General features: G+C 64.1%; 6 protein-coding genes. 5 read left to right on the forward strand and 1 reads right to left on the reverse strand.

The features are described from left to right. Positions 1-171: 171 nt before the first annotated feature. The 5 genes from VG320_RS25700 to VG320_RS25720 are packed head-to-tail and all read left to right on the forward strand — an operon-like array spanning position 172 to position 10,202. Positions 172-1,488, forward strand: a complete 1,317-nt coding sequence (locus VG320_RS25700) for an MdtA/MuxA family multidrug efflux RND transporter periplasmic adaptor subunit (protein ID WP_327202883.1) — start codon at positions 172-174, stop codon at positions 1,486-1,488. Beyond that, a complete protein-coding gene (locus tag VG320_RS25705; protein ID WP_327202884.1) occupies positions 1,485-4,601 on the forward strand; it encodes a multidrug efflux RND transporter permease subunit in 3,117 nt (1,038 codons plus the stop codon). Before VG320_RS25700 ends, VG320_RS25705 begins: the two co-directional genes overlap by 4 nt. After that, positions 4,598-7,939, forward strand: a complete 3,342-nt coding sequence (locus tag VG320_RS25710) for an efflux RND transporter permease subunit (RefSeq protein ID WP_327202885.1) — start codon at positions 4,598-4,600, stop codon at positions 7,937-7,939. Before VG320_RS25705 ends, VG320_RS25710 begins: the two co-directional genes overlap by 4 nt. Continuing rightward, positions 7,936-9,384: an efflux transporter outer membrane subunit gene (locus VG320_RS25715; protein ID WP_327202886.1), complete on the forward strand. Its 1,449-nt coding sequence runs from the start codon at positions 7,936-7,938 to the stop codon at positions 9,382-9,384. The genes VG320_RS25710 and VG320_RS25715 overlap by 4 nt, the downstream gene beginning before the upstream one ends. 44 nt (positions 9,385-9,428) lie before the next feature. Further along, positions 9,429-10,202: a response regulator transcription factor gene (locus VG320_RS25720; protein ID WP_327202887.1), complete on the forward strand. Its 774-nt coding sequence runs from the start codon at positions 9,429-9,431 to the stop codon at positions 10,200-10,202. A gap of 17 nt (positions 10,203-10,219) precedes the next feature. On the opposite strand, the gene VG320_RS25725 is transcribed toward VG320_RS25720, so the two are convergent. Then, positions 10,220-12,055 carry a putative bifunctional diguanylate cyclase/phosphodiesterase gene (locus tag VG320_RS25725; RefSeq protein WP_327202888.1) on the reverse strand — a complete coding sequence of 612 codons (1,836 nt, stop codon included), beginning with the start codon at positions 12,053-12,055 and terminating at the stop codon, positions 10,220-10,222. Positions 12,056-12,170 lie beyond the last annotated feature (115 nt).

A 12,170-nucleotide genomic window follows, 5' to 3' on the forward strand; every position in this document is an offset into this window, starting at 1 on the left:
GCGGCGGCGAAAGCGCCCGTGAAAGTCGCAATCATTGTCCGACAATTCGCTGACGGTCGGGCTGCATATCGTGTGTCAATCTGGATATATTGTGTTGATCCCATTAAGAATCAACAGGATATACGCGTCATACCGTATCGTTCGCGGCTTCATTCACGCATTGCGAACGGCATGGACAAGCGCGTAGAGCCTCCCCAAAATCCTGATGAATCCGCTGTGCGCGAGCCGCACGAGACGCATGGCAAAGGCCCCGCGCGGCGGCGTCGCGTCCTGCCGTGGATACTGCTGGCGGTGGCTGCGGGCGCAATCGCGCTGTTTGCGCTGCGCCCGCATGGCGCGCCCGCAGGCGGTGCGCCGGGCCACGGCGGCCCGGGCGGTCCCGGTGGTCCGGGAGGACCTGGCATGATGGGCGGCCAGGCGCAGGCGCAGGCGGTCGGCGTCGCGACCGCGGCGACTGGCGACGTGCCGGTGCGGCTGACGTCGCTCGGCACGGTCACGTCGCTTGCGACCGTCACCGTGAAGTCGCAGATCAGCGGCTATCTGCAGGCGATCGATTTCCGCGAAGGCCAGCACGTCAAGAAGGGCGATCTGCTCGCGCAGGTCGATCCGCGCCAGTATCAGGTCGCGCTCAAGCAATATCAGGGACAGGTGGTCAAGGACAAGGCGCTGCTCGATAATGCGCGCCTCGACCTGGCGCGCTACCAGCGTCTGGCCAAAACCGATTCGGTCGCGCAACAGACGCTCGATACCGCCGAAGCCACCGTGCGCGAATACGAAGGCACCGTGCTCACGGACCAGGCGCAGGTGGACGCCCAGCAGCTCAACCTCACGTATTGCCGCATCGTCTCGCCGGTGGACGGGCGCGTGGGTCTGCGTCAGGTCGATGTCGGTAATTACGTCACGGCCTCCGACACGGACGGCGTGGTCGTTGTGACGGAAACCGATCCGATCTCGGTGGTGTTCACGCTGCCCGAAGACGATCTGCGCCGCCTGAACCAGCGTCTCGCCAGCGGCGCGCATCTGCAGGTGAGCGCTTACGACCGCGCGGGCGATGAGAAACTCGCGGACGGCGTGCTCGACACCGTCGATAACCAGATCGACACCACGACCGGCACCGTGAAGCTGCGCGCGCTCTTCAAGAACGCCGACGGCGCGTTGTTCCCGAACCAGTTCGTCAATATCTCGCTGCTGCTCGACACGCTGCACGATGCGGTGACGATTCCGTCCGAAGCCGTGCAGACGGGCACGCCCGGCACCTTCGTCTATCGCGTCAACGACAACCAGACGGTGTCGCTGCGCAAGATCCGCACGGGCGCGGCCGCCGACGGTCACACCGCCGTGCTCGCGGGGCTGGCGGTGGGCGATCGCGTGGTGGTCGATGGCGCCGATCATCTGAGCGACGGCGCGAAAATCCGCCTGCCGAAGCAGGGCGGCGATAAGGCTGCAACAAAGACCGCCGCTGACACCACGGGCCGCCCGCAGTCATGAATCCGTCGCGCCTCTTTATCCTGCGGCCCGTCGCCACGACCTTGCTGATGGCGGCGCTGCTCGTCGTCGGCCTGGTGGCATGGCGCTTTCTGCCGCTATCCGCGCTGCCTTCGGTCGAATACACGACGATCCAGGTGCAGACCTTCTACCCGGGCGCGAGCCCGGACGTGATGACCTCCGCCGTGACCGCGCCGCTCGAACAGCAGCTTGGCGAAATGGCGGGCCTCAAGCAGATGGCCTCGCATTCGTCGGCGGGCGCCTCGGTCATCACGCTGCAATTCGACCTGACCGTGTCGATGGACGTGGCCGAACAGGAAGTGCAGGCGGCCATCAACGCCGCCGACAGCCTGCTGCCGAGCGATCTGCCCGCGCCGCCCGTCTACGCCAAGGTCAATCCCGCCGACGCGCCGATCCTCACGCTCGCCATCACGTCGCCGACCATGCCGCTCACCGACGTGCAGGCGCTCACCAACACGCGCATCGCCCAGAAGATTTCGCAGATGGCGGGCGTGGGGCTTGTCACGCTTTCCGGTGGACACAAGCCTGCGGTGCGCGTACGGCCCAATATCCGCGCGCTGGCCGCTTATGGCCTGAACGTGGACGATCTGCGCACCACGCTCACGAACGTCAACACGAATGCGCCGAAGGGCTCGCTTGACGGTCCGCATCGCGCATGGACGATCGACTCCAACGACCAGATCGAAGATCCCCAGCAGTATCTGGATACCGTGATTGCGTATCGCAACGGCCGCCCCGTGCGTCTGCGCGATGTTGCGGACGTGGTAGCGGGCGCGGAAAACACGCAACTGGCCGCGTGGAGCAACGACACGCCCGCGATCCTGCTGAACGTGCAGCGCCAGCCTGGCGCAAACGTCATCAAGGTCGCCGATTCGATCAAGGCGATGCTGCCCGCGCTCACGCGCGATCTGCCTTCGTCCGTGCATGTCGCGCTGCTGACCGACCGCACGACTACGATTCGCGCCTCGGTGAAGGACGTGCAGTTCGAACTGGCGCTTGCGGTTGCGCTGGTCGTGATGGTGATCTTCGTGTTCCTGCGCAATGTGCCGGCGACACTGATCCCGAGTCTTTCCGTGCCGCTCTCGCTGGTGGGCACGTTCGCGGCGATGTATCTGTGGGGCTTCAGCCTCGACAATCTGTCGCTGATGGCGCTCACCATCGCAACGGGCTTCGTGGTGGATGACGCCATCGTCGTGATCGAGAACATCAGCCGCCATGTGGAAGCCGGCATGACGCCGATGGATGCCGCGCTCAAGGGCTCGCGCGAGATCGGCTTTACGATCATCTCACTCACGGTATCGCTGCTGGCGGTGCTGATTCCGCTGCTGTTCATGGGCGATGTGATTGGGCGCCTCTTTTACGAGTTCGCGGTGACGCTGGCCGTGGCCATCGTGATCTCCGCGCTGGTGTCGCTCACGCTGGTGCCGATGCTATGCGCGCGACTGCTGCGCCCGGTGTCGCCGGAAAGCGCAAAGAACCAGCACGAACACAAGGGGCGCGACTGGTTCGGCCCGATCATGAAGCATTACGACCGCGCATTGACGTTCGCGCTCGACCACGAAAAGGCTACGCTGGCCGTGGCGATCGGCACCTTCGCACTCACCGCGGCACTCTACGTGCTGATCCCCAAGGGCTTTTTCCCGACGCAAGACACGGGCGTGATTCAAGGCATCACCGAAGCCTCGCAATCGATTTCGTTCGAGCGCATGAGCGCGCTGCAAACCCAACTGGCTGATGCCGTGCTCAAGGACCCGGACGTGGTGAGCCTGTCGTCGGCGGTGGGCGTGGATGGCAGCAATATGACGCTCAACATGGGCCGCCTGCAGATCAACCTGAAGCCGAAGGACGAACGCAGCGCCTCGGCCAGCGAGATCATTCGCCGCCTGCAGAACGAAACCGCCGACGTGGCGGGCATCGCGCTGCATATGCAGCCCGTGCAGGACCTGAGCGTGGATACGCAGGTGAGCGCGACGCAGTATCAGTTCATGCTCGACAACCCGTCGATGGCGACGCTGAGCGAATGGACACCGAAGCTCGTCGCCGAACTGCGCAAACAGCCCGAACTCGCCGATGTGACGAGCGACCTCCAGGACGCGGGCCTCGCCGCCACGGTGCAGGTGGATCGCGCGACGGCCGCGCGCTTCGGCATTACGCTCGCGACCATCGACAATGCGCTCTACGATAACTTCGGACAACGTATCGTCAGCACCATCTTCACGCAGTCCGACCAGAAGCGCGTGATCATGGAGATCGATCCGAAGCTCGCGCGCGGCCTGAACGCGTTCGACTCGGTCTATCTGCCGTCGTCCACGGCGACCGATGGCCAGGTGCCGCTTTCGGCGGTTGCGCAGATCGTCACCAGCAAGAAGCCGATCCAGATTTCACACCTCGGCCAGTTCCCGGCCACCACGATCTCGTTCAATCTGGCCAAGGGCGCATCACTTGGCGCGGCAGTGAAAGCGGTCAAGCAGGCCGAAGCCGCCGTTGCACTGCCGGACAGCTTCGAAACGCGCTTCCAGGGCGCAACCGATGCATTCCAGTCGTCGCTTTCCAGCGAGCTTTATCTGGTGCTGGCGGCCGTGCTGGTGATGTACGTGGTGCTGGGCGTGCTCTATGAGAGCTTCGTGCATCCGTTCACGATTCTCTCGACGCTGCCTTCGGCAGGCGTGGGCGCGTTGCTGGCGATGGTGCTCACGGGCGCAGATCTCGACATCATCGGCGTGATTGGCATTGTGCTGCTGATTGGCATCGTCAAGAAGAACGCGATCATGATGATCGACTTCGCGCTGGCCGCCGAACGCGACGAAGGGCTCACGCCGCGCGAGGCGATTCATCGCGCCTGCCTGCTGCGCTTGCGTCCGATCCTGATGACGACGATGGCCGCGCTGATCGCCGCCGTGCCGCTCGCGCTGGGCACCGGCAGCGGCTCTGAATTGCGCCATCCGCTGGGTGTCGCGATGATCGGCGGGCTGGTCTTTAGCCAGGCGCTCACGCTCTTCACCACGCCTGCTGTTTATCTGGCGATGGATCGCATGGCGGCGTGGCTGCGCGCGCGCGGTTGGACGCTGAACGACGCGCAGCGGGGCGCATCATGAATTTCAGCGCGATTTTCATTCGCCGGCCGGTCGCGACGATCCTGATGACGATCGCGATTGCTGTGGCGGGTGCGCTGGCGTTCGGCCATCTGCCGGTCGCGCCGCTGCCGGCCGTGGATTTTCCGACCATCCGCGTGCAGGCGCAGATGTCGGGCGCGAGTCCTGAAACCATGGCCGCAACCGTGGCCGCGCCGCTCGAACGGCACCTGGGTCAGATCGCCGACGTCACGGAAATGACTTCGCAGAGCAGCGTCGGTTCCACCGATGTGATCCTGCAGTTCGGCCTTGACCGCGATATCAACGGCGCGGCGCGCGACGTGCAGGCGGCGATCAACGCGGCGCGCGCGGACCTGCCGAGCGCGCTCAAGTCGAACCCGACCTACCGCAAGTTCAATCCCGCCGACGCGCCCATCCTGATCGTCTCGCTCACTTCGAAGACGCTCACGCCGGGGCAACTCTACGACAGCGCGGCGACCGTGCTGCAGCAGCGGCTCATGCAGATCGACGGCATCGGCAATGTCGATCTCAACGGTAGCTCGCTGCCTGCGGTGCGCGTCGAATTGAACGCGAGTGCGCTGTTCAAATACGGCATTGGCCTGGAGGACGTGCGCGCGGCGCTGTCCGCCGCCAACGCAGATAGCGCGAAGGGCATGGTCAGCGACGGCGCGCTGCGCTGGCAGCTTTACGCCAACGACCAGGCCGAACGCGCCGACGAATACCGCAATCTGGTGGTGGCGTGGCGCAATAGCCGGCCCGTGTTCCTGCGCGATGTCGCACAGGTCAACGACTCGGTCGAGAGCCTGCGCAACGTGGGCTATGTCAACGGCAAGCCTGCCGTGATGCTGTGGATCTTCAAGCAGCCCGGCGGCAATATCGTCGATGTAGTCGACCGCGTGAAGGCCGTGCTGCCGCAACTGGAGGCCGCGCTGCCGCCCGGCACGGAAGTCACCGTCTCCGACGACCGCAGCAGCACGATCCGCGCCTCGCTCTCGCATACCGAACGCACGCTCATGATCGCCGTGGTGCTGGTCGTGCTGGTGGTGCTCGCGTTCCTGCGCAATGTGCGTGCGACCCTGATTCCGGCGGTGACCGTGCCGGTGTCGATTCTCGGCACCTTCGGCGCGATGAAGCTGTTTGGCTATAGTCTCGACAATCTCTCGCTGATGGCGCTGACCATCGCGACCGGCTTCGTGGTGGACGACGCCATTGTCGTGCTGGAAAACATCGCGCGCCATCGCGAGCGCGGCGCGTCGCGTTTCGAAGCGGCCTTCGCGGGCGCGAAGGAAGTGAGCTTCACGGTCATTTCGATGAGCGTGTCGCTGATCGCCGTGTTTCTGCCGATTCTGCTGATGGGCGGGCTGGTCGGGCGCATTTTCCGCGAATTCGCCATCGTGCTGTCGATCTCGATTGCGGTGTCGATGGTGCTCGCGCTCACCACCACGCCCACGCTGTGCGCCCTGTTGCTGCACGGCGCGCACGATGATGCGTCGAAGCCGCGCAAGGACAACCGCTTCACGCGTTTTTGTGCGCGTGTCAGCGATGCGCTCGGTCGAGGTTTCGATGCGGCGGAGCAGTTGTACGCGCGCACGTTGGGCGCAGCGCTGCGTCATCCGCTGCTGGTTTTAGGCACCCTGATCGCGACGATCGCGCTTAACGTGGTGCTCTATACGGTGGTGCCCAAGAGTCTCTTTCCGCAGCAGGACAGCGGCCTGATGGGCGGCGGCATGATGGCCGACCAGAGCATCTCGTTTCAGGCGATGAGCGTGAAGGTGAAGCAGGCGCTGGCGATCGTGAAGGCCGATCCCGCCGTGCAGACGGTGGTGGGGTTCACGGGCGGTCACGGCACGAATCAGGCGTTCACCAGCGTCACGCTCAAGCCGCTCGACGAGCGCAAGGATTCGGCGTTTACGGTGATGGCGCGTCTGCGTCAGAAGCTCGCGAAGATTCCAGGCGCGCAACTGATGATGTTCCCGCGTCAGGATCTGATGGTGGGCGGCCGCCAGAGCTTCGCGCAGTTCCAGTACACGCTGCAGGGCGACGATACCGCGCAGGTCCAGCAATGGGCCACGCGTCTGACCGCCGCGCTCAAGCGCCTGCCGGCGCTAGCTGACGTGAGTTCCGACCAGCAGAATGGCGGGCTTTCCGCAAAGGTTGTGGTCGATCGCGCGACCGCGATGCGCTTTGGCCTCACGCCCGATACGATCGACGCAACGCTTTACGACGCCTTTGGCGAGCGTGAAGTATCGACCATCTACAAGGAGCAGAACCAGTACCACGTAGTGATGGAGATCGCGCCGAAGTGGCTGCAGGATCCTTCGTCGCTCAACGATATCTACGTGAGCACGTCGGGCGCATCGGCAAGCGGCACGTCGTCCACCAATGCCGTTTCTGGCACGGTGACTAGCGCATCGACTTCGTCATCCTCATCTTCGTCGGCGACGAGCAGCAGCACGTCGAGCGCCAGCACGAACGCGTCCACCAATTCGATTGCCACCAGCACCGGCGGCAGCGTTTCCACGGGCCAGGCCGTGAGCACGTCGAGCAGCACGATGGTGCCGCTTTCGGCGTTTTCGAAACTCGTTCAGGCGCACACGCCGGTCTCGGTCAATCACCAGGGCCAGGCGGTGGCGGCGACGATCTCGTTCAACCTCGCGCCGGGCTATCAACTCGCCGATGCCACGGCCGCCGTCGATCAGGCCGTCAAGGACCTCAATATGCCGAACTCGGTGCACGGCGCGTTCGCGGGCACGGCGGGCAGTGCGCTCGCGGCCGCGTCCACGATGCCGTTGCTGATTGGCGCTGCGCTGCTGGCGGTCTATGCGGTGTTGGGCATCCTGTACGAAAGCTACGTGCATCCGCTCACGATTCTCTCGACCCTGCCATCGGCCGGCGTGGGTGCGGTGATCGCGCTGCTTGCGACCAACACCGAGTTTTCGGTGATCGCGCTGATCGGCGTGTTTTTGCTGATTGGTATCGTCAAGAAGAACGCGATCATGATGGTCGATTTCGCGCTGGAGGCACAGCGCATGCAAAATCTCTCGCCCGCCGAGGCGATTCGCACGGCCTGCGTAATGCGTTTTCGTCCGATCATGATGACGACCTGCGCCGCGCTGTTCGGCGCGGTGCCGCTCGTGCTCGATCAGGGCATGGGCGCGGAGCTGCGCCGCCCGTTGGGCATCGCCATCATCGGCGGCCTCGTTGTGAGCCAGTTGCTCACGCTTTATACGACGCCCGTTGTCTATCTCTATCTCGATCGCCTGCGCCATCGCGCACGCGCGCTCTGGCGCCGCGTGCTGCCCGGTTCGACCGGTGGCGCAATGACGGACTCCTCATCATGAAGAAGCTTTTTCCTGTTCGCATCCGTACCACGCGCATGGGCACGATTTGCACGACGATCGCGCTCGGCGCGGCTTTGCTCGCCTTGCAGGGTTGCACCGTTGGCCCCGAGTATCGCCGTCCCGATGTCGTCACACCCGTCGCCTTCAAGGAAGCGCCCAAAGGCTGGAAAAGCGCCACGCCAACCGATGGCGCCGCACGCGGCGACTGGTGGAGCGTCTATAACGATCCCGTGCTCGACTCACTGGTCACGCAGGTGGCCATCAACAACCAGAACCTGAAGGCCTACGAGGCGGCGTATCGTCAGGCGCTGGCGGTCGTGCGCGAGGCGCGCGCCAATCTGTCGCCAACGGTCGCGGTCGCGCCCGGCGTCACGCGCTCGCGCAGCAGCGGCGCGACGGCAACCACCGGTTCGCTCGAAGCGAGTGCGTCGTGGGACCTCGACCTGTGGGGCAAGGTACGTCGTCAGATCGAAAGCGATAAGGCGAGCGCGCAGGCGAGCGCTGCGCAGCTAGCCGACCTCACTCTTTCAGCCCAGGAAGAACTCGTTTCGGACTACTTTTCGATGCGCTATCAAGACTCGCTCACGCGCCTCCTGAACGACACCGCGAAGGCCTACGAACGCAGCCTGGACATCACGCGCAACCAGTACGAAGCTGGCGTGGCTTCACGCTCGGATGTGGTGACGGCGCAGACCACGCTGGCAACCACGCGCGCGTCAGCCATCGCCGCCGAGGAATTGCGCGATCAGTATGAACACGCGATCGCGCTGCTGATGGGCCGGCCGCCTTCGGACCTGACGATTGCGCCCGCTGAACTCGCGCAGAACGTGCCCGACGTGCCGCTCGTCGTGCCGTCGGTGCTGCTCGAACGCCGCCCCGATATCGCCGAAGCCGAACGCACCATGGCGCAGGAAAACGCGTTGATCGGCGTGGCCGTGGCCGCGTACTATCCGACGATCTCGCTCTCGGGCGCGGCGGGATTCTCGGGCGCTGCGCCGCTTCTTTCGGCAGCCAATGCGCTATGGTCGATCGCGGCCAGCGGTAGCGAAACGCTGATCGACGGCGGTGCGCGTTCGGCCACCGTCGATGCGGCGCGCGCGACTTACGACCAGAGCGTCGCCAACTATCGCCAGACCGTGCTCACCGCCTTCCACGACGTCGAAAATGAACTGTCGAATCTTCGCGTGCTGGGCGAGCAGGCCGTGGCCGAGGACGAAGCGGTGAAACTCGCGCGCCAGTCGGTGCAGATCTCGCTCGACGAATACGAGGCCGGCACGGTTGCCTATACGACCGTGGTGACCGCGCAGGCGACGGCGCTTTCGAACGAGCAGACCGCGCTGCAAGTGCGCTCCAATCGCCTGATCGCAAGCGCGAGCCTGATCGAGGCGCTGGGCGGCGGCTGGGATGCCTCGCAGTTGCAAGAGACGAAGCAGGCGCAGCGTTGAGAGTCTCTGTGCAACACGCGCCTGTGCGCACCCACGCAGCCGCCATGATGAAATCCCTTTCGCAGCGCATTCTCCTTGTCGATGCCGATCAGGCGCTCTGCGAACTGCTGACGCGCTTTCTGGGCGATGCGGGATATCGCGTGTCGGTGCTGCACAGGGCGGCGCAATTGCCAGTCGATATTCGCTCGGCCGAGCCCGATCTCGTGGTGATGGAGCGCCGCTTTCCCGATCTGGACGGCTTCACCGCGCTCAAGCAATTGCGCGGGCACGGCGACGCCACCCCCGTGATCGTGATGTCGTCGCTCGCGGATGCGATTGACCGCGTGATCGGCCTTGAGCTAGGCGCGGACGATTATCTGGCCAAGCCTTTCGTGCCGTCCGAACTGCTCGCGCGCATTCGAGCCGTGCTGCGACGCACCCAGGCGGGCGTGCAAGCCGACTCGCCGATCACGTCGGGTTACGCCCAACACAAGCAGCCGGACGTGTGCTTCGGCCCGTATCGCGTGGTGTACGCTTCGCGCACGGTGCTGCGCGATGGCGTGCCGCAATGCCTCACGGAAAGCCAGTTCGCGCTGCTTGCGGTGTTTGCGCAGCGGCCGATGATGACGCTTTCGCGCAGCCGTCTGACCGCTCTGCTGCAAGGGGGTATCCGCGAAAGCAGCGTCAACGTGGCGATCGCGCGGTTGCGCGAGATGCTGCCCGGCGATCCCGCGCATCCGCACTGGATTCGCACCGTGCGCGGCGAGGGCTACCGCTTCGTGCCGGACCCGGCTCATGTGAGCGCAGGCGTCGAATCTTCAGTCGATATGGATAGCTGATTAAATTCCGCGTTGCCTCAGGCAATCATGGCGACGCGTTCGCTTGCCAGATACGAGGCAATCGCGCTGGCATCCATCGGCCGGGAACAGTAATAGCCCTGCACGAGCGTGGCGCCAAGCCCGGCAACCGTCTGCAATTCCGTCGCCGTTTCCACCCCCTCGATCACGCATTCGAGCATCATCTGGCGGCTCAGGCTGAGCAAGGTCCGCACGACGGTGAAGGCGGTGGTGCCTTCCTTCAGGCCGCTGACGAAGGTGCGATCGATCTTCAGGCGGCTCAGCGGCAACTTGCAGAGATACGACAAGCTCGAATAGCCGGTGCCGAAATCATCGACGGACAAGCCGCACCCGAGGCTGCGGAATTCCTCGGCGGCGTTGCGCACCTGCTCGAAGTCCTGGGCCATCGCGGTTTCGGTAATTTCGAAGTCCAGCCGTGCGGGATCGATACCGCTTTCGGCAATGCGCCGCGCGAGTCCTTCCACAACGCGCTCATCGGCGAAATCGTGGGCGGACAGATTGAACGACAGGCCGATACGCGACGGCCATTGTGTGGCGCACGCCAGCGCCTTGCTGAAGAGCGCGAGCGTCAGATCGTTGATGATGCCGCTGCGCTCGGCAGCCGGGATGAACTCGCCGGGCGCGACGGTGCCCAGCGTCGCGCTATGCCAGCGCGCAAGGGCCTCGAAGCCGACGGTGCGCGATTCTTCCAGCGAAACGATAGGCTGGAAGGCGATCGATAGTTCGTTGTCCAGATCAGGTGAGCGCAGCGCCTGCGCAATCTGCGATTCGCGAATGATGGCGTTGCGATGCGCCTGCGAAAACACCGTCACCGAGCCGCGCGCGCGGCGTTTGCCTTCGTAGAGCGCGTAATCGGCCGCTTCGAAAAGATCGGCCTTATTGCGCGAACTCTGCGGATAGGTCGAAAAGCCGATAGTCGCACCGAGCCGCACCGCACTGTCGCCGACGATCACGGGATCGCGAAAAACATTGGCGATATCGCGCCCAAAAAGCGAGAGACGGCTATCCGAGCAATCGCCCGTCACCACCAGGCCGAATTCGTCGCCGCCCAGCCGCGCCAGAACGGTTGCGCCGACGCAGGCGGCGGCCAGGCGCAGCGCTGCTTCCGCAAGCACGTGATCGCCCGCGGAATGGCCGTGAATATCATTGACCGATTTGAAACCGTCCAGATCGACCAGCCCGACGGCCAGACGGTGACCGCGCGCCGCCGCGTTGTCGAAATGCAGATCGAGCGCATCGAAAAAGGCGCGGCGATTGGGCAGATTGGTGAGACTGTCGATGTTGGCCAGACGCTGGTTTTCGCTTTGCGTGGCCACGAGCGTGGCGAAGTTGCGAAAGTGCGTGAAGGAAACGATCAGCATCGCCAGTGAGACGAGCGAGGTGTCGATCGCCACCGCCTGAAAGACGTCGTTTCCCGATACGAGAAAGGTCGTGACGAGCGCCCCATTGACGATGGCCGTCACGGTGAACGCCGCTGAAAGGACGTGCATCAGGCAAAAGATCACGCCGATGACCGTGATGGCCATATAGAAGGCGACGTGCAGTTTGAACGCCTCGTCGCCATGCGGCATCAGCGACAACGACCAGGTCGTGAATACGACTGCGAAAACCCACGCGAGCCTGCGCGTGCTGCGCAAGGCCGAGGCCGCCTGTCTTGCCGTCACCTGGGTTCTCGCCAGCCTCAGCCACGAAAGAATGCGAACCAGGCAGAACGCTGTGAGAAGCATTGGGCAGGTGATGCCCTGCCAGTGAGGAAAATTGCGCTCATGCGGCAGCACCATGCCCCATGTATTGACGATTAGCAGTCCGTACATCATGGGGAGCTGATAAACCATGATGCGCAACTGCGCCAGCTTTAAGGCAGCGCTGTCGTCCGATGTGGAGCGATCTTGTATCGTGCCCCAATATTGAATCAGAAAGTCGAGCATGGTCTTGCGCAAAACCGCGCAC

This window comes from Paraburkholderia sp. (assembly GCF_035948235.1).
Taxonomy (GTDB): Bacteria; Pseudomonadota; Gammaproteobacteria; order Burkholderiales; family Burkholderiaceae; genus Paraburkholderia.